Annotated in this window: 20 protein-coding genes and 1 tRNA gene; 12 read left to right on the plus strand and 9 right to left on the minus strand. The window is 56.7% G+C overall.

The window, feature by feature from the left end; translation table 11 throughout:
- Positions 1 to 357 precede the first annotated feature (357 nt).
- From ALO80_RS31320 to ALO80_RS18265, 6 genes are all read right to left on the minus strand, one after another.
- Positions 358 to 948, minus strand: a complete 591-nt coding sequence (locus ALO80_RS31320) for a hypothetical protein (RefSeq protein ID WP_055010017.1) — start codon at positions 946 to 948, stop codon at positions 358 to 360.
- Complete coding sequence (gene dnaB / locus ALO80_RS18245; protein ID WP_055010038.1) at positions 945 to 2,291, minus strand: replicative DNA helicase; 1,347 nt, start codon at positions 2,289 to 2,291, stop codon at positions 945 to 947. The genes ALO80_RS31320 and dnaB overlap by 4 nt, the downstream gene beginning before the upstream one ends.
- Positions 2,291 to 2,992: a DUF2786 domain-containing protein gene (locus ALO80_RS18250; RefSeq protein WP_055010018.1), complete on the minus strand. Its 702-nt coding sequence runs from the start codon at positions 2,990 to 2,992 to the stop codon at positions 2,291 to 2,293. The genes dnaB and ALO80_RS18250 overlap by 1 nt, the downstream gene beginning before the upstream one ends.
- Positions 2,989 to 3,732, minus strand: coding sequence for a hypothetical protein (locus tag ALO80_RS18255; protein WP_055010019.1), 744 nt, complete (start codon positions 3,730 to 3,732; stop codon positions 2,989 to 2,991). Before ALO80_RS18255 ends, ALO80_RS18250 begins: the two co-directional genes overlap by 4 nt.
- Before the next feature lies 1 nt (position 3,733).
- Entirely contained in the window at positions 3,734 to 4,594 is an 861-nt protein-coding gene (locus tag ALO80_RS18260; protein ID WP_055010020.1) for a ParA family protein, read from the minus strand.
- Between the two features lie 384 nt (positions 4,595 to 4,978).
- A complete protein-coding gene (locus ALO80_RS18265; protein WP_055010021.1) occupies positions 4,979 to 6,577 on the minus strand; it encodes a glycoside hydrolase family 28 protein in 1,599 nt (532 codons plus the stop codon).
- A gap of 395 nt (positions 6,578 to 6,972) precedes the next feature.
- Between ALO80_RS18265 and nadA the strand changes: the two genes are divergently transcribed.
- A complete protein-coding gene (gene nadA / locus ALO80_RS18270) occupies positions 6,973 to 8,031 on the plus strand; it encodes a quinolinate synthase NadA (protein ID WP_055010022.1) in 1,059 nt (352 codons plus the stop codon).
- A 51-nt stretch (positions 8,032 to 8,082) separates the two neighbouring features.
- On the opposite strand, the gene ALO80_RS18275 is transcribed toward nadA, so the two are convergent.
- Positions 8,083 to 9,516: a M48 family metalloprotease gene (locus tag ALO80_RS18275; protein ID WP_055010023.1), complete on the minus strand. Its 1,434-nt coding sequence runs from the start codon at positions 9,514 to 9,516 to the stop codon at positions 8,083 to 8,085.
- A 140-nt stretch (positions 9,517 to 9,656) separates the two neighbouring features.
- Here ALO80_RS18275 and ALO80_RS18280 point away from each other — a divergent pair, with 140 nt between their 5' ends.
- Positions 9,657 to 9,908 (plus strand): sulfurtransferase TusA family protein, encoded by a 252-nt coding sequence (locus ALO80_RS18280; RefSeq protein ID WP_054985005.1) that lies wholly within the window; start codon positions 9,657 to 9,659, stop codon positions 9,906 to 9,908.
- Positions 9,909 to 9,944: 36 nt separating this feature from the next.
- Positions 9,945 to 11,015 (plus strand): AI-2E family transporter, encoded by a 1,071-nt coding sequence (locus ALO80_RS18285; protein ID WP_055010024.1) that lies wholly within the window; start codon positions 9,945 to 9,947, stop codon positions 11,013 to 11,015.
- A gap of 54 nt (positions 11,016 to 11,069) precedes the next feature.
- Here the strand turns inward: ALO80_RS18285 and ALO80_RS18290 are convergent, their stop codons facing one another.
- Positions 11,070 to 11,543 carry a peroxiredoxin gene (locus ALO80_RS18290; RefSeq protein ID WP_054985003.1) on the minus strand — a complete coding sequence of 158 codons (474 nt, stop codon included), beginning with the start codon at positions 11,541 to 11,543 and terminating at the stop codon, positions 11,070 to 11,072.
- A gap of 9 nt (positions 11,544 to 11,552) precedes the next feature.
- Positions 11,553 to 12,116 (minus strand): glycine cleavage system protein R, encoded by a 564-nt coding sequence (locus tag ALO80_RS18295; protein WP_003317383.1) that lies wholly within the window; start codon positions 12,114 to 12,116, stop codon positions 11,553 to 11,555.
- Positions 12,117 to 12,441: 325 nt separating this feature from the next.
- Between ALO80_RS18295 and dapA the strand changes: the two genes are divergently transcribed.
- The 9 genes from dapA (at position 12,442) to gvpU (ending at position 18,188) form a co-directional block, all read left to right on the plus strand.
- On the plus strand, positions 12,442 to 13,320 hold the full coding sequence (gene dapA / locus ALO80_RS18300) for a 4-hydroxy-tetrahydrodipicolinate synthase (protein WP_055005563.1): 879 nt from the start codon (positions 12,442 to 12,444) through the stop codon (positions 13,318 to 13,320).
- Positions 13,321 to 13,338: 18 nt separating this feature from the next.
- Positions 13,339 to 14,457, plus strand: a complete 1,119-nt coding sequence (gene bamC / locus ALO80_RS18305) for an outer membrane protein assembly factor BamC (RefSeq protein WP_054985001.1) — start codon at positions 13,339 to 13,341, stop codon at positions 14,455 to 14,457.
- On the plus strand, positions 14,458 to 15,216 hold the full coding sequence (locus ALO80_RS18310; protein ID WP_055010025.1) for an MBL fold metallo-hydrolase: 759 nt from the start codon (positions 14,458 to 14,460) through the stop codon (positions 15,214 to 15,216).
- Positions 15,217 to 15,244: 28 nt separating this feature from the next.
- Positions 15,245 to 15,955, plus strand: coding sequence for a phosphoribosylaminoimidazolesuccinocarboxamide synthase (gene purC / locus ALO80_RS18315; RefSeq protein ID WP_003430849.1), 711 nt, complete (start codon positions 15,245 to 15,247; stop codon positions 15,953 to 15,955).
- 91 nt (positions 15,956 to 16,046) lie between these two features.
- Positions 16,047 to 16,136: transfer RNA gene (locus ALO80_RS18320), tRNA-Ser, on the plus strand.
- A gap of 109 nt (positions 16,137 to 16,245) precedes the next feature.
- Positions 16,246 to 16,518: a hypothetical protein gene (locus ALO80_RS32600; protein WP_223813454.1), complete on the plus strand. Its 273-nt coding sequence runs from the start codon at positions 16,246 to 16,248 to the stop codon at positions 16,516 to 16,518.
- 249 nt (positions 16,519 to 16,767) lie between these two features.
- Positions 16,768 to 17,163: a type VII toxin-antitoxin system MntA family adenylyltransferase antitoxin gene (gene mntA / locus ALO80_RS18330; protein WP_055005503.1), complete on the plus strand. Its 396-nt coding sequence runs from the start codon at positions 16,768 to 16,770 to the stop codon at positions 17,161 to 17,163.
- Positions 17,153 to 17,581 carry a type VII toxin-antitoxin system HepT family RNase toxin gene (gene hepT, locus ALO80_RS18335; RefSeq protein ID WP_055005502.1) on the plus strand — a complete coding sequence of 143 codons (429 nt, stop codon included), beginning with the start codon at positions 17,153 to 17,155 and terminating at the stop codon, positions 17,579 to 17,581. The genes mntA and hepT overlap by 11 nt, the downstream gene beginning before the upstream one ends.
- 124 nt (positions 17,582 to 17,705) lie before the next feature.
- Positions 17,706 to 18,188 carry a gas vesicle accessory protein GvpU gene (gene gvpU / locus ALO80_RS18340; RefSeq protein ID WP_055005501.1) on the plus strand — a complete coding sequence of 161 codons (483 nt, stop codon included), beginning with the start codon at positions 17,706 to 17,708 and terminating at the stop codon, positions 18,186 to 18,188.
- Positions 18,189 to 18,317: the final 129 nt, after the last annotated feature.

An 18,317-nucleotide genomic window follows, 5' to 3' on the forward strand; every position in this document is an offset into this window, starting at 1 on the left:
GTTGCGGCATTCATCTGTAACCGGAAGGGCGTTAGCACGCGGATTCATAGCGATTCTCCGGGGCGAGGGAAGTGGGTGATGCATTGCGCAAAAGGGTGCCGGACGCAGCCAGTGGTAGAGTTTGGTTTCCAAAGACAAACCCAAACCACCGGAGGTCCGGCATGAAACCTAGAGAAGTGCTTTCGTACGATGCGCTTGCAGAAGAAATTTGGAAGTCCTCGCAGGCGCTGCTTGGGATCAACCCGTTTGCAAAGCGACAGTGGTACGAACAGACCTTCTGTCTTTCTGCGTTGGGTGATTCACTGGCTACCGCAAGAAAATGGGATTTGTCTGGCTTGGAGGCGATTGAATATGCACTCATTCTTCGGCACTCCTGGTTTCCTGATCAGGTCCGACAAATGACTCCTCGCGATAAGTGGCTATCACTGCATGAGGAACTGGCAGGACTGGAGATGGCTTATGGTGCGAAGCAAGCGTGGAGGGATCGGGAAGCAACAGAGCTAGACGCCAACGATTCGCCTGAGGACGTGTGGCGTGTGTATCCGCGGGGATACCCAGTGCCATGAAGGGGTGATCTTCAACCTCATGGTCAAACCAGGGAAATGCATCCAGAAGAGCGTTGTCAGGCAGCTTGCCTTTGGCGAGCTGCAACAATGGACGCCAACGCGCTCGACCGCCGAATTTCGAGTCATACCTCAGAACGTAGCGTTGCGGGCGGGATACCAATTCGAGTCGCACCAGAAGGTCAGCCAAATCGCTTGGAATTTGCCGACGTGGTAGATGGTTCAATGCAATGCTGATAAGCGCGCTCAGGGCGGCTGCATCTATCAGCACGATGTCACCAACCAGCCAGGCGGACGGATGAGGCTTTTCTGTCAGGCATTGACTTATTGCTTCGTGCAGATAAGGGGCAAGAGACTCTTTTGTCAGTTCAATGAAGGAAGTCATGCCCTAGCTCCTTGCCAGGTACTGGCCGAGAGGTTTTCAAAACGAGTGTGTTGGGGGATGAAGGCCGTTCGGACGGTGCCGAGCGCGCCGTTTCGATGCTTGCTGAGAATGAGCTCGGCGATCCCTTTTTGCTCGCTGTCGGGGTTGTAAACCTCGTCCCGATATACGAACAGAATCAGGTCAGCGTCTTGCTCTAGGGCCCCAGAGTCACGAAGGTCTGCGTTGATAGGCCGCTTGTTCGGACGCCGCTCCAGTTCTCGATTGAGTTGAGATAGCGCCACGACAGGGCAGTCGAACTCTTTGGCCAAAGCCTTGAGTGACCGAGATATCTCACTGATTTCATTGGCCCTATTTTCTTTGCCTGGGCATTTCATCATTTGCAGATAATCGATCAATATCAGAACTGGCTTTCCAAAGCGGCGCGCGCCTCTGCGCGCCCTTGCACGGATTGATGAAGGCGTCAGGTCCGCTTGGTCATCAATTACAAGACGATCGCCATACGAGTTGATCTTTGCCACTGCCATCGAGAGCTTAGGCCAGTCCTCATCCTCCAACTGCCCACGGATCAACTTCTCCAGATTCAGGTGCCCCAGGATCGAGATGAGCCTGTAAATAATCGCCTCGGCCGGCATCTCCAGGCTGTAGATCTGAACGGTGGACTCGGGATCTTTTTGAAGCGCAGCGTCGACCAAATTGAGGGCTAGGCTGGTTTTACCCATGGAGGGCCTAGCTGCAAGGATCACCAGATCCGCTGGCTGTAAACCTCCCGTCAACTCGTCCAGGTCGGCAAGCCCAGTGGGTAAACCAACAACCGACTCGCCCGCGTTGAATCGAAGGTCGATCTTGTCGACTACCCGTAAAAGCATTCGGTTTACGTCGACAAAGTCGGAAGTCTGCCGTCCTTGCCCCAAGGCAAAAAGCTGTTGCTCGATGACGTCCTGTACCTCAGACGCATTCGCTTGAGGATCCGAAGCTTCCCGCGCGCATCCATAACCGTGCGAAATGAGTCGACGCAGATGAGCTCGGTTGCTCACTGTGTCGGCATACGCCTTGATGTTGGCTACAGAAGGGGTGTTTTTGGCGAGTTCACTGAGGTAAGCCAAGCCCCCAGCCGCTTCTATTGCCGCAATGGAGTCGGAAACCGTGACCACGTCAAATGGCTTGTTCGATTCAGCCAGCCCAGCAATGCTCTTGAATATCAGACGGTGCTCGGCTCGGAAAAAGTCATCAGCTTTGATACGATCTGCGATCAGATCCCAAGACTCGTTATCAAGCATCAGCCCGCCCAGCACGGCTTGTTCTGCTTCGACAGAGTGAGGAGGGGACATGTGAGAAATATCCATCATGCCCTCCCGATTCTTGTCTGGGACGGGGAGTGCTGATCGACGCCTCTGTGCAGCGCGGCTGTCGATCCTTGCCTCCATCCCTGATGCTGGGATTTGAGGTCGTGGCCTTTTACAGAGGTTGGCTCGATTTCTTTTTCGATCAGGGTCGGGTGATGCAACCCGATGTAGGCACTGATCGCTTGTTGGGTTTGTTCGTCCTGGCGACCGGCGAATTTGTAAACGTTGTGAGCGACTGCATCGATCCAGGCTTCGGCAAAAATCCGGCCACGTCGTCTTTTAGTCGTTGGATTGCAGCGCTTGAGTAGCGACACATGCTGACGCCGTGCCGTCACCAGTTGCAGATGAAGCGCTGAATAGGCATAGCTGGCCAGATCCGGCGATACACCCAAGCCGATGAACTTGAAGTGCCAGCCTCCAGGCCGAGCTTGGTACGCAATGCAATCGCAGTCGAAAGCGCTCGCGCATGTGTTTGCCAGGCTATGCAGCCAACTGGCGGGCGCTCGCTTCGTACCGGCCGAGACTGAGGCCTCGCAGGCAAGATGAGCCTCCACCTCAAGCTCTTCGAGCTGGTACTGCTCCATGAGCTTGCGGCCTTGCCGCAGAGCTGTCTCAGCCTCATTAGGAGATGCTCCCGCAGACCGGGCCAATGCGAAGCATTTGATGACTTTGTCGATTATCCGTTGGCGATCGATACTCATGGCTGCACCTCATATGCCAGAGCCTCTTTCCAAAGTCTGAGCGTTTCTTGCTCTTCAGCTGTGAGCTCGGCTTTAGCGTGCTCCTCACGGACTTTCGACTGCAGAGCGGCTAGCCGATCCTCGACCTCAGATCCATCGTCGTAAGAGATGTCATTAGTCAGGGCCTCAATGAGCTGGGGACGAAGTGAGGCTAGGCAACTGACTCGATAAGCGGTCAGGCTGGTCCAACCTATCAGTTTGCTAAACGGCGTCAGTAGATCGCGTCTGACTCTGCTATTGAGCTCGACTGTGGTGTAGAAGCTGTCGTATGCGCCAATACGATTGAATAACAGCACTGTTTTGAGAAGATCAAGTTTCTGGTCCAAGCTTTCAATGGGCAGAGGATATGCAGCAGCAATCAGTTGTTTCGCTCTTGCGTTCCGCGCATCCTGCCGACGTTTGGCCGCTTTCTCCTCGCGGACACGTTTTTCTTTGGCATGCTCGACATGAGAGTTCACTGATTCAAGAAGCTGCGCGGCCTGTGTGAGCAGTTCACGCTGTTCCATACTCAAGTAATCACCGAGTCGGCTAATCAGGCCTCCACCCATTTTATGGCCAGCGCCTAAATTACGCAGCTCACGTGACGTGCTCGTAAGCTTGGTCTGAGCTGCGCGCAATAGTGATGAGTTGTACTGCTCGTTGAGCTTGCGCATCAATTCCTGAGTAATGCCGGATGCGTCGGTGAGATGTGGCGTCCCCATTTCAGCGATCCTCTTTGACGATTTTCGCTACAGCCGGCTCTGTCATGGCTTCAAAGAGGTCTTTCCATTGTGGGAAAGCCTCTACCGCCAGTTCACGGATGATCTGAAGCGCACTCGGAGCTCGACGGTTGGACGGTTGTTTGTATTCGATCCGGTGCGCAGACATACCCGACGTCGATGCCTGCCGGAAAACTACAGAAGCAGGGACGGTGCTTTGAAGTACCTCGATCTCTTGGCTATCAGCGAAGGTCACTCTGATTGCGTCATGGATCTGGCGAGCGTCAACGGTCTGGTCGAGGCAGTTGACTACAACCTTGATTTGAGGGACGTGCAGGCCAAGCCTCGAGTAAGGACGCAGTCCGTCAAGCATTTGCAACGTCCCACGGTTAAACTCGCGGGCGCTGAGCATGTTCGGTGGCAACGGGGATACAGCAAGATCTGACGCTAAAACCACCATCTCCAACATGACACTTCGCGCGCCCTGGGTGTCAATGAGAATCAGGTCGAATTGACCCTCGAAAGCTTTCAGCAGAGAAGCCAATCGCAGACGACCATCCGCAGCCTGAAGCAGGAGGCTAATCAACTGATTGTTCGGGTCGTTCGACAAGATCAAGGACAGGTTCGGGATGCTTGTCCTCGATATGATTCGCTCTGGATCAGTCAGGTTATGTGCGATGAGGTCGAATATGCCGCCGCTGACTTCCTGTGCCATTGGGTAATAGGAGGACAGTGAAGGCTGTACAGGGTCCATGTCTATGAGCAGGACCTTGAGGCCGGCATCGGCGCAGAAGCCGCCCAGGTTGGCAGCCAGGGTGGTTTTACCGACACCACCTTTGGTGGACAAAAGCGAAGTAATGAACATGGTATAAAGCCTCTAATGGGGACATTAGAGGCTGCGTGGTCTTTCAAAACCGGGTCCAGCGTACTCGTGCTCAAGGTGCAGCAGAACCAATTGTCTTTTAACCAATTGGTCGTAGGTTCGAATCCCACACGACCCACCATTTCAAAAATCTGGAAGGCCCATGAAAATGAGGATTTCCGGATTTTTTTTGCTTTGCGGATTGTGGTGCGTGGATTGCTGCTTTGGGCTTTCTGCGTTTGGTTGGGGCTGCGATCTGTAGAGCAAGCGACGAATCGTTCGAAGCTGAGGGCAGGCGTCACCTTTCGAGTGAGATACGCCCCCAGACGAGCAGCCGTCTGCGGAGGGCTTCAATTCCCCCGCAGCCTCTGCTGAAAATAATATCCGTTAAAACGGAGCCCCAGGCACCACGGATTTCATCGGCACAAACGCTGCCGTGCAATCGACCGGCGTGCCGTCTCCAGGACTGCCGGACACCGTGACGTCATCCTTTATCGAAGGCACCAGCTTATTGGCGAAACTCACCGGCCCCGGTCCCAAAGTGAAGTGGGTCGCGGTAAGCCCGGTGAAGCTGGGCTGGGCTCCATCGAAAACAACGTTATCCAGCGTAATGGAAATCGCCCGTTTCTGGCCGTTGTCGCTGTAGCCGACAAAGGTCGTCTTGCCACCACCGAATCGTGGGCTACCCAGATAATGAAACCCCTTCACGGTAATGCCGCTGAAGTCGGGGTACGAGGTTCCACTGCCGCTGCCGTAGGTGGTGTCGAACACCATCGGGAATTTGACGTTGCGCATGCACACGTTTTCGTAACGAATACCTTCTACCGTTCCACCGCTTTTGGCGTTCGACTTTATTCTCAGTCCAATGCCGTCCTGGCTGTCTGCGCCATCCGCTGCCAAATCCACAACGTTGACATTGTGCACGCCTCCACTGGTCTCACTGCCGATGGAAAGGCCGTGCCCGTAGTAGAAATGATTGTGTGCGAACATCAGGTCTCGACTGCCAGTGGTTCTGCTGGACTTTATGCCAACGTTGTCATCGCCGGTGCTGATATAGGAGTAGGCTAGGAGTACCTTGTTCGATTGGCCTGGGTCGAAGCCGTCCGTGTTCTTTACGGTTTCCGGAGTAAAGCAGGTGCCCGGGGTCTTCTGGTCGGGAGTCGAACCGGCCGGGCAATGGTAGCCCTCTACGCTGTAGACCCGACTGGGGGTCAGAATCCTGATCCCCCACACAGTCACCCCCGTCACGCCATCAGTCACGATGTTGAAGTCTGGCGCGTTTTGCAGCGTCAGCCCTTGGATGACGAAGTTCGTTCCGCCGCTGACTTGTATGAGGCGTGGCTTTTGCTGATAAACGTTGGACAGGGTCTTCTGGTAAACAAGGTCCCACCAACTGCGCAGATTGGCGTTTGCCCCGGCGGTAAGCACGCTTCCGCCGCGACCATCGATGACGCCTTTTCCGATAACACCGCTGGAGTGGGTGTTTTTGGCGGAGATCAGTGAGCTGCAGGCATCCTGATTGGCAACCGTAGTCACGCCACACGTGCCTTTGCCGTTGTCGTAGTCCTTGGGGTTGCGTGAGGCGAAGAGCGTAACGCCCTCGTCAATCCAGAGTGTCACGCCGGATTTCAATTGCAGAGGGCCGCTGAGGAATGCCGAGGCACCGCCCGCACCCTTGATCAGTTGTACCGCTTGTCCGGCTGCGCATCCATTGATTGCGCTCTGGATCTTGTCCTGATCAGGCCTGGAGTCGAGCGCTGCACCGTCGATGCTGTCCAGCGAGCCGTCTTTGGGGGAGAGTGTTGCTTGAATCTGCTTGCAGACTGGCGGGCTGGGTGGCTCGTTGATGGTGCCCCAGGGCGTTACCACGGCGGCGTCACTGGCCGCCTGTGCGGGCATGACAGAGGTGATCGAAATGCTCGCGCAAGTGGCTATCCAGAAGGTCTGCCGAAAAGTTTTTCGGGCGAAGTGCAGGGGGGCTGGCATTTGTGAGACCTGTCAAATTGGATGTTCAAATTGAGTCAGCCAAGATAATTTAAGAATGTGTCAATTAGAAAATCATTACATATTATATCTTTTTCATGTTACGGAATAAGTGCTTGTCCGATGGGCTTGAAGAACCGTTCTCATTGCCACAGGTGAGGCCAGAAACTTCTGGCAAATCAGGTTTTTGCCGTTAGAATCGGCGCGCCTTCAGGCGCCGGGCCGATAGTTGCTGAACATCGGTCACCTGCTTGACTGCACACAGCGCGGCCTTTGTCGGGCGATGTATGCGCAACGCTGGAGTGACCTTCGTCGATCAGGGGTTCCGGCTTTTTTATTGCCTGTATTTCGGGTGTAAACTCGCCTTTCGCGCTCTAGCGCCTTCAGGTCCCGTGAACATGACACAGATTTCCGAACGCTTTCTGGTGCAGGCTCATCTCGATGCGAAGCAGCCCAGGACATTGAACCCTGAAGAACAGGCGCGCTACCGTGCCGAGATTGCTGCCGAGCTTAAAAAGCAGGACGCCGTGCTGGTCGCTCACTATTATTGCGACCCGGTCATTCAGGCCCTGGCCGAGGAAACCGGCGGTTGTGTGGCCGACTCTCTGGAAATGGCGCGTTTCAGCAATAACCACGCGGCCAGCACTGTGCTGGTAGCGGGTGTACGTTTCATGGGCGAAACCGCGAAGATTCTCAACCCGGAAAAACGCGTGTTCATGCCGACGCTGGAAGCCACCTGTTCGCTGGACATAGGGTGCCCGGTCGATGAGTTTTCCGCGTTCTGCGACCAACACCCGGAGCGTACCGTCGTGGTGTATGCCAACACTTCGGCAGCCGTCAAAGCCCGTGCTGACTGGGTAGTGACTTCTGGCTGTGCGCTGGAAATCGTCGAAAGCCTGATGGATAACGGAGAGAAAATCATCTGGGCGCCAGACAAGCACCTCGGGCGCTATATCCAGCGCGAAACCGGTGCCGACATGCTGTTATGGGACGGTGCGTGCATTGTCCATGAAGAGTTCAAATCCAAGCAGCTTGAAGACATGAAAGCCTTGTATCCCGAGGCAGCGATACTGGTTCACCCCGAGTCGCCGGAAGCGGTGATAGAGCTGGCTGATGTGGTCGGCTCCACCAGTCAGATGATTGCCGCGGCGCAGCGCTTGCCCAACAAGACGTTTATCGTGGCCACTGATCGGGGCATTTTTTACAAGATGCAGCAGTTGTGCCCGGACAAGGTCTTCATTGAGGCACCCACGGCCGGTAACGGCGCTGCGTGCCGAAGCTGTGCACATTGTCCGTGGATGGCAATGAACACGCTTGAGCGCACCTTGCAGTGCCTGCGCGAGGGTAGTAACGAGATATTCGTCGATCCGGCGCTGATCCCCAACGCTGTGCGCCCGTTGCAACGCATGCTGGACTTCACTCAGGCAGCGCGCCTGCGTCAGGCAGGCAACGCCTGACGGATGTGAAGAAAAGCCCGGCGCAAGCGCCGGGCTTTTCGATTCCGATGATCAGTTCATCATGTCCTTGACCATTCGCTCTTGCTCGATCAGGTCCTTTTGCCGTGCATCGATGCGAGACGCCAGCTGGAAGTTATTGGCAGCACGCCGTTTGGCGAAGTCCAGTTGCTGAATCGCCTGACGGAAATCGCCGACCAGAGCGAAATATTCCGCACGCGCCTGATGCAAGCCGATGGTGTTGCCATTCAAGCCACGGGTTTCTGCCACGACATACCAGATGTCCGGATCATCCGGGCGGGTCTTGAGTAGCGCTTCAAGGCTTTTTTCAGCCTCGGCCGTGCGGTTTTGCTTGAGCAGCACGTCGATACGCACGTCATTGAGCGGATAGTTGCCGGGGTACAGTGTCAGCATGCGATCGACACGCTGCTGGGCATCCGCCAGTCGGTTGTTGGTGATGTCCAGGTCGATCTGCGTGAGGTTGTAGGTGATGTCGTTCGGCGCTTTTTCGAGTAGCGGCTTGAGGGTTTCCCTGGCCTCGTTCAACTGTCCGCCCTTGATCTGTACGATGGCCAGGCCATAGCGGGCCGAATCCGAGTTCGGGTTTTCGACCAGCTGCGCACGAAAACGCTTGGCGGCGATGCCAGGTGTTTCTTCATAGATCAGCGCAACGCGAGCGCGCATCAGTTGATACAGCAAGCTGTCTTCCTTGCCACCGGGCTTGGCTTGCTCGGCACGGTTGCGTGTGTCGGCGATACGCGATTCGCTGACCGGGTGAGTCAGCAGAAACTCGGGTGGCCTGGCATCGAACCGGTACTGACGCATCAGGCGCTCGAACATGGTCGGCATGTTGCGCGGGTCATAACCTGCCTTCTCCAGATTGAGAATGCCGATGCGGTCGGCCTCCTGCTCGTTCTGACGCGAAAAGCGGCGTTGCTCCTGGATCGCGGCAGCCTGTGAGCCGGCGATGGTCGCGATACCGGCATCACCCGCGCCTGCGGCTGCCATGACAATGCCCGCCAGCATCGCCGCCATCACCGGCACCTGCATGCGTTGCTGCGCCTCCATGCCTCTGGCGAAATGGCGCTGCGACAAGTGAGCGAGCTCGTGGGCCAGCACCGATGCGTATTCGCCCTCGGTCTGGGCATTGAGGAACAGCCCGCCGTTGACACCGATAATCCCGCCGGGCGCGGCAAAGGCGTTGAGCTGCGGGCTGTTGATCAATATAAATTCGAGGCGTCGGTCCTGAACCTGGCTGGTCTCGGCCAGGCGATATACCGAGGTCTCGACGTAGTCCTTGAGTTGCGGGTCTGACAGTTGCGCCACCTGGCCGCGCAGCAATCCCAGCCATGCGCGACCCAGGCGGTGTTCCTGTTCAGGGGAGACAATCGAGGAGCTGGCATCACCCAGCGAGGGCAAATCATCAGCTATGCCGTGTGTCGCGAACAGGCAAGCCAGGGTGAGCAGTGTAGGACGCAAAAAATTCATGCACGAGGCTCTGGTCAGAAGAACCTGTACTGTAGCTGGCCGAATGGCGTGCTGACCAGAGTGAGGTATCCTTGCCGCCTTGTCCGCCATGCCTTTTCGGACCTGCTTTGTAATTCGATGTGTCCGCCTGGAGAGAAACGATGTCTGACGCTGTAACGCGCCCCGAGGCCTGTGACGCCGAACTGGATGCCAGCGGTCTCAACTGTCCGCTGCCGTTGCTGAAAGCCAAGATGGAGCTCAACCGCCTGGCCAGTGGTGCGGTACTGAAAGTAATCGCCACCGACGCCGGATCGCAGCGGGATTTTCGAACTTTTGCCAGACTTGCCGGGCATGAGTTGCTACATGAAGAGGTCGATGCCGGCATTTATCGTTACTGGCTACGCAAGGCTTGAACCACTGCCGCCGTTTTTTTCCGAAAAGGATGTTTGATGTTCAATGTGCTTCGCAATTGGGTGCAACGCTATTTCTCTGACGAGGAGGCGGTGGTACTGGCGGTTTTGTTGTTTCTGGCGTTCACCCTCGTCCTGACCCTGGGCGGCATGCTGGCTCCGGTCATCGCCGGGCTGGTTCTGGCGTTTCTGATGCACGGGCTGGTCAGTGTTCTTGAGCGTATGCGCATGCCGGAAATGGCCGCAGTCGGTCTGGTGTTCATGTTGTTCATCGGCGTGTTGCTGTTATTCCTGCTGGTTCTGGTGCCGCTGCTCTGGCATCAGTTGATTACGCTGTTCAACGAGGCACCGGGCATGCTCGCCAAATGGCAATCGGTACTGCTGTTGCTGCCCGAGCGCTATCCACACCTGGTCTCCGACGAGCAAGTGTTGCTGGCGATCGAAGTCGCCCGTGGTGAAGTGGGCAAGATCGGCCAGTTGGCGCTGACGTTCTCGATCTCCAGCCTGCCGTTGCTGGTCAATCTGATGATCTATCTGGTGCTGGTGCCGATTCTGGTGTTCTTCTTCCTCAAGGACCGGCACATGATCGGCCGTTGGGCGCGCGGCTATCTGCCTCGTGAGCGTGCGTTGATCAACCGGGTGGCGAATGAGATGAAGCGCCAGATTGCCAATTACATTCGCGGCAAGGTCATCGAGATTTTTATCTGCGGTGGCGTGACCTATATCGCATTCGCTGCGCTCGGGCTCAACTACGCCGCGCTGCTGGCAATGCTGGTGGGCATATCGGTGGTCGTGCCTTATGTCGGCGCGGTGGTGGTGACGGTGCCAGTGGCGTTGATCGGGCTGTTTCAGTGGGGCTGGGGTGATCAGTTCATCTACCTGATGATCGCCCACGGGATCATTCAGGCGCTGGATGGCAACGTTCTGGTACCGCTGCTGTTTTCCGAAGCCGTCAATCTGCACCCGGTGGCAATCATTTGCGCCGTTCTGCTGTTTGGCGGTCTGTGGGGGTTCTGGGGGATCTTCTTTGCGATTCCGCTGGCAACGCTGTTCAAGGCTGTACTCGACGCCTGGCCACGCAACGAGCCAACGGTAGCGCCTTTGCTTTAACGGGCGAGGCCGGACCGCTGCGACAGCCAGTCTGCCGCAGCGGTCACCTGCGCATCAACCCTTGTTCAGCGCTTCGGCCTGCGCCAACACTTCAGCCACATGGCCAGGCACCTTCACGCCACGCCATTCCTGACGCAGTACGCCTTCCTTGTCGATCAGAAACGTGCTGCGGTCAACGCCAAGGTATTCCTTGCCGTATAGCTTTTTGAGCTTGATGACGTCGAACAGTTGGCAAAGTGCCTCTTCCTTGTCCGAAATCAGTTCGAACGGGAAAGACTGCTTGGCCTTGAAGTTTTCATGGGTCTTCAGGCTGTCCCGGGAAACGCCCAACACAACCGTGTTGGCCGCCTGAAACTGCGCAATATGGTCTCGAAAGTCCTGGCCCTGCGTGGTGCAGCCGGGCGTGTTGTCTTTCGGATAAAAATAAATGACCACCTGCTGACCCTTGAGCGCAGACAGCTCGACAGTCTGTCCGCTGGTAGCGGGTGCCTGAAAATCGGGAACCGGTTGATCTACTGTGACGGTCATGGGAACTCCTTACATTGGGGCTTGCGGGCGCCAGGGTTCAATCAGTGCGTCCAGATTCAGTGCATCGGCGAAATCGAGAAATTGATCGCGCAGCCAGCTGATCTGAGTACCTGCCGGCAGTGTCACCGTGAAGGTGGCATTGAGCATGGTGCCACCGGTTTGCGGAGCCTGATACGTGTCACAGATCAGGTTCTCCAGCTCGACGTTATGGTCAATGAAGAACTGACACAGCTCATTGATGATGTCCGGGCGGTACGCCGAGCTGACGTAAGCCACGTACGGCAGAGCTTCCGGACGGTTCTCCAGCGTAGCGCTGCGCACGACGCTGGTCGTGAATGCATGCTTCTTGGAAAGGCTCGACAGGCCGGTTTCAAGGCGCGCCAGAGCGTCCCAGCTGCCCGACACCTGAAGAATCAGCGCACTGCACTCGCCGTGGCGGGTAAGACGCGAGGTGACGACCGAGCAGCGGTTTTCATGGCTGGCGCGGCACAGGACGTTGGTCAGCTCCATGGGGTTGGCGCCAAGGGCACTGATGACAAGGAATTGTTCGCGAACTGTGGGGGTGGACGACATGCAGCATTCCTAGACGATGAGCGGTCGGTACTTTTTCGGCCTTGCGGGGCTGTTTCGACAATCGGTGGCGCAAGATACCTTGTCGGGTCCCGGAGCGTCTTGCTTGCATGGGTTTACCATGACTGGGCTGGAGTGCACTGGGGCAGGGCTTCTGGCGACAAATTCGACCGATTGAGCGAGGTGCGCAGGTGACCAGTACCGATCAAAGGACGAAGGGTAGCGAAAACCATCGCTCAGGGGAATGCTCAGAGCGCGGTACTTCGCTTGTACAAGGCTGATAGCGCCAGTACCATTACGGCTCTCTTTTTCCGGCAGGAGCGGTTGCATGATTGCGGGCAGTATGGTGGCACTGGTCACACCAATGGATGCACAAGGTCGTCTGGACTGGGACAGCCTGAGCAAACTGGTTGACTTCCACTTGCAAGAGGGCACCAACGCCATTGTTGCCGTAGGCACCACCGGTGAATCGGCGACGCTGGATGTGAACGAACACATCGAAGTCATTCGCCGGGTGGTCACCCAGGTTGCAGGTCGTATCCCGGTCATCGCCGGTACGGGTGCCAATTCGACGCGTGAAGCCGTCGAACTGACCACCAATGCCAAAAACGCTGGTGCCGATGCGTGCCTGCTGGTGACGCCTTACTACAACAAGCCGACCCAGGAAGGGCTGTTCCAGCACTTCAGCCACATCGCCAATGCAGTCGACATCCCGCAAATCCTTTATAACGTGCCGGGACGTACGGCCTGCGACATGCTTCCGGAGACCGTTGCGCGCCTGTCGAAGGTGAAAAACATCATCGGCATCAAGGAAGCCACCGGCAACCTGCAACGCGCCAAGGACATCCTGGCCAGCGTCAGCAGCGATTTTCTGGTGTACTCCGGTGACGACGCCACAGCGGTCGAATTGATGCTGCTGGGCGGCAAGGGCAATATTTCCGTCACCGCCAACGTTGCACCGCGCGCCATGAGCGATCTGTGCGCAGCGGCCATGCGTGGCGATGCCGAGGCTGCACGGGCGATGCACGAAAAACTCATGCCGCTCAACAACACCCTGTTCATCGAATCCAACCCTATCCCCGTGAAGTGGGCATTGCATGAAATGGGTTTGATGCCAGACGGTATCCGTCTGCCGCTTACCTGGCTCAGCGAAGCCTGTCACGAACCGCTGCGTCAGGCCCTGCGCCAGTCCGGCGTCCTGGTTTAATTGAGGAAGTATCACGCAATGAAGCGATTGGCCGGACTTTCCGCACTTGCTCTTATCATCTCCAGCACCAGCGGTTGCGGTTGGCTCTGGGGCGAAGATGGTTACTTCCGTGATCGCGGCAGCGATTACCTCCAGGCGACCCAGACCCCACCCATGCAGGTGCCTGCCGATGTGTCCGGCGTCAAGCGTCTGGACCCGCTGCTGCCTATCCCGCGCAATGTGGCCGACAGCACCCAGAAAGAAGGCGAATACACCGTTCCTCGTCCTCTGCCGTTGGGCACGACGTCCGAGTCCAGCGATTTCAGCCTGCAGAAAAGTGGCGATGCGCGCTGGATTCTGGCTCAGCGTCAGCCAGCCGAAGTCTGGCCGGTGGCGCATCAATATTTTGAAGACAACGGTTTCCGTATTGCTGAAGAGCGCCCGCAGACTGGCGAATTCAGCTCTTCGTGGCAGCGCCTTGATGAGCTGTCCGCTTCGGTTGCCAAGCGTCTGAGCGCCGCTGGCGTGTCGGCCGACTCCGAAACCCGCGTGCGGGTTCGTATCGAGCCGGGCGTGCAGCGCAATACCAGCGAAGTCTATGTGGTCAGCGTCGAGCGTCCGGCCGGCAGCACGGCCGATGTAGCTTTCCCTACCCGCACCACCAACCTGGGGCTTGATGCCGCGCTGACCGACGATCTGCTGGCCAGCATGGGCCGCAACGCTGAAAAGGGTGGTTCGATTTCCCTGCTGGCTGCGCGTGACTATGACACCCCGAGCCGGGTAGCCCTCAGTGAAGATGGCAGTGGCAACCCGGTATTGAACCTCGGTGCCGATCTGGACCGTGCATGGTCGAGTGTCGGCCGTGCGCTGGATCAGGGTGACTGGCGCGTCGAGGACATCAACCGCAGCCTGGGTCTGTACTACATCAACCTGGCCGAGAAGGCCAAAACGCCTGAAAACGAACCTGGCTTCTTCGGTCGCATGTTCGGCAGCAAGTCGAGCAAGGAAGAGATCGATGCCCGTGCCGAGCGCTATCAGGTCCGCCTGAGCAAGGTCGGTGACAACGTTCAAGTGACCGTCGAGAAGAACATCAACACTGTAGCGCCTGCGGATATCGCGCGTCGGGTGTTGAGCGTTATTCAAGACAACCTGGGTTAAGTGCGTTTCGCGGTTCTCGGCAGCGGCAGTCGTGGCAACGGCACGCTGGTCGCAAGTAACGAAACGTACGTACTGGTCGATTGCGGTTTCTCCCTGCGGGAAACCGAGCGACGCCTGGCACGTCTGGGCGTCTCGGCAAGCCAGCTCAGCGCTATTCTGGTCACCCACGAACACGCTGACCATGTGCATGGCGTAGGGTTGCTGTCGCGGCGCTACAATGTACCGGTCTACCTCAGCAGCGGTACGCTGCGCGGGATGCGCAAACCGGTTGAAGTTGCCGGGTTGCTGGCAGGCGGGGAGCGCTTGCAGGTCGGCGCGCTGGATATCGATGTGGTGTCGGTCGCTCATGACGCACTCGAACCGACGCAGTTCGTCTTCAATGACGGCAAGCGCCGCTTCGGCCTGCTGACCGACCTTGGGTCTTACTGCGCCAACGTATTGCAGCGTTATCAAGGCCTGGATGCCTTGATGATCGAGGCCAATCACTGTCGCGACATGCTTGCTCGAGGCCAGTATCCGGTCTTTCTCAAGCAGCGCGTTGGCTGTGAAACCGGTCATTTGAACAATCATCAGGCCGCCAGCCTGGTGAGCGAGCTGGGATGGCAGGACCTTCAGCACCTGGTGCTGGCGCATCTCAGCAGCAAGAACAACCTGCCGCATCTGGCCCGGCAATGTTTTGTCGACACCCTTGGGTGCGACCCGGACTGGCTGCAACTGGCCGATCAAGATTCAGGGCTCGACTGGCGACATATCGCCTAGCCCAACTACTTAGCAAGCGGAGCCCATCATGGAAAAACGTGAAGAACTCTACCGCGGCAAAGCCAAGTCGGTTTACAAGACCGACGACGCTGACCGCTTGATCCTGCTGTTCCGCAACGACACGTCGGCGTTCGACGGCAAGCGCATCGAACAGCTGGACCGTAAAGGCATGGTGAACAACAAGTTCAACGCCTTCATCATGCAAAAGCTCGAAGAAGCGGGCATTCCAACCCAATTCGACAAGCTACTGGGCGACAACGAGTGCCTGGTCAAGAAACTGGACATGATCCCGGTCGAGTGCGTCGTGCGTAACTACGCTGCCGGCAGCCTGGTCAAACGTCTGGGCATCGAAGAGGGCACCAGGCTCAATCCGTACACCTTCGAGCTGTTCCTCAAGGATGACGCCAAAGGCGACCCGTTCATCAACGAATCCCACGTTGTGGCGTTCGGCTGGGGCACTGCCGAGCAACTGGTTCGCATGAAAGAGCTGTCGATCAAGGTCAACGACGTGCTGACCAAACTGTTCGACGACGCCGGCCTGCTGCTGGTCGACTTTAAACTCGAGTTCGGCGTGTTCCACGGCGAAATTGTCCTGGGTGACGAATTCAGCCCGGACGGCTGCCGCCTCTGGGACAAGGACACCCGCAAGAAAATGGACAAGGACCGCTTCCGCCAGGGTCTGGGCGACGTCATCGAAGCGTACGAAGAAGTCGCAAACCGTCTGGGCGTACCGCTGTAACCCGAAAAAACACGCAAGCGCTTGATAGCACGAAAAAAATCAGCAGAAGGGCTTCGCCTTCTGCGCCGATACTGTTATGATGCGCGCCGTTGGAGAGATGCCAGAGTGGCCGAATGGGACGGATTCGAAATCCGTTGTACCTTCACCGGTACCTAGGGTTCGAATCCCTATCTCTCCGCCATACATAAGGCCCCGAGCGTTAATAGCGCTCGGGGTTTTTTCGTTTGGGGAAATTTTAGGGGAATGGGGGAGGATGTTATTCCCCCGTACCGCCGGTTATGATTCCGTTTGTGGCCTATTACGAAAAGCGTGGCGACGCCTGGCGGGCCCAAATACGACTCAAAGGATATCCGACATTATCCGCAACCTTTGACACTAAAGCAGAAGCCCAACGCTCGGCTGCTGAACTCGAAGGGGATACGTCAAGCGCGAGATTTGTGGAAGTGCGTGAGGCTGAGGTTATCCAACAATCAGCGGCTGAAAATCGGGTCTTTCAGCATCCTCAAGTCGTCCATTTCCGGCTGATGGGCAACTTGTTCAGAGAATCCCTAAATGCCGCATAACACCTTGCATTCTACTAACAGGTATCAACATCCCAGGCTCGCAGCTCGAACAGTGGGCGCGCAGAGCTCTGCTGCCGTGGAGCTGCTCGCCAGAGATGCCTCGCTAACCCCAGTCCTCATTTTTTGCCAGGTGGGGCTCGTGGCGTGGATACGTTTTTTGGGTTGTAGACTGGTTTTCGCAAATCCTGAGCGAGAATCCGACCCCTGCTTCTGTTAGGGTCTGTCTCGGCAATATTTGAGACGTTGCGTATGAACACCCACAGCTTGCTCACACACCTGCAATCCCGATTGCCTGACCTGTTGGCTGTCTACCTGTTCGGCAGCCAAGCGACCGGTCATGCCAACTCCGAAAGCGACCTGGATCTGGCCGTACTTGTGCAAGGCATTCTCGATCCTGTAGCGCTGTGGCGTTTGGCGGGGGAAATCGCAGACATCGCTGATTTGCCTGTGGACTTGATCGATCTGCGCACCGCCTCGACCGTGATGCAATATCAGATCATCACCAAAGGCCGTCGTCTCTGGTGTAAGAATGAGGCTGCGGGAATCTTCGAGGCGTTTGTGCTCAGCGAAAAGACCTCACTTGACTGCGCGAGGGCAGGTTTGCTCGAAGATATACAGAAAAAAGGAGTCGTTCATGGTCGATGATGTGCTCATTAACAAGGCCGCTTCCATTGAGCGCTGTGTGGCAAGGGTGCGAGAGGAGTTCGAAAAAGACCCTGCGACCTTTGAATTCGATTTCACTCGTCAGGATGCTGCAATTCTCAATATCCAGCGCGCCTGCGAGGCCGCTCTTGATATGGGGCAGCATCTGATAAGGCGTGAGGGGCTGGGAGTGCCACAGAGCGCGCGAGATGTCTTTGAGCTGCTTCATCGCGGAGGGTGGCTCGCTCCGTCACTGCTGCCGGTCATGAAGAATATGGTCGGCTTCAGAAATATTGCGGTTCACGAGTATCAAGCGCTGCAGTTGCCAATCACTGTGGCGATCATTACCCAACACTTGGGTGATTTTATTCTGTTCAGTTCGGCGATTTTACGCAGGGATGTGGCTACCCCGAGCGGCTGAACGACGTCAGCGCGGCGTGGACTCCACCAACCCATCCCCAAACTATTCACCCCTCCCGGTTTCCCTTTCGCCCTTTCTGATCTATACCTTGGGTTCAACGTTTTGTGAGGCGAGGAGCTATCAGATGTCGGACGTAGATCAGGTACAAAAGGCGCAACCTTCTCCCAGCCAGAGCCATGATGACGTGATTGCCCAGTTCAAGTGGCAGGGCAAGCAGATCGACTGGTTGCTGCAATGGCTGGTCAAGTTTGTCGCGAATACCAAGGTGGAGATGGGCGTGACGCTGTCTGTGGGCGGGAATCTGGTTTCCGGGCATCTGATTTCTCACGATGCGTATTTCGAGCAGCTGGCGGATGATATTTCGGCACCCTTCAGTTCGTTTGCCAATGGTACTGACGCGACCATGAAAGAAATGATTCTTTCCTTCAAGCCTGGGGAGTCGTCTGAAGATACGCCTGCTTTCCATTTCATTCACTTGAAGGATTGCCGAACCTACTCCACTGATGGCAACCCGATCTGTGAGGCAGGTGTGCTGTGGCGAGGCCGGATCTCGGCGGTCGATGGTTTTACCATCGGGCTCATCGCTGAAAAATCAAGCGCGTCCTGAGCTGTTCAGGCCCCGGCGTCCGTCGGGGCTTTTTCATCCGGTCTTTTGATGCATCCAGCGTGCGACATGCTTTCGCTGGGTGTGGAGAGCTGCGCCTGCAATAGCGTCACTTAGCCATTCTTTGCGCGA

This window comes from Pseudomonas caricapapayae, from assembly GCF_001400735.1.
GTDB lineage: Bacteria > Pseudomonadota > Gammaproteobacteria > Pseudomonadales > Pseudomonadaceae > Aquipseudomonas > Aquipseudomonas caricapapayae.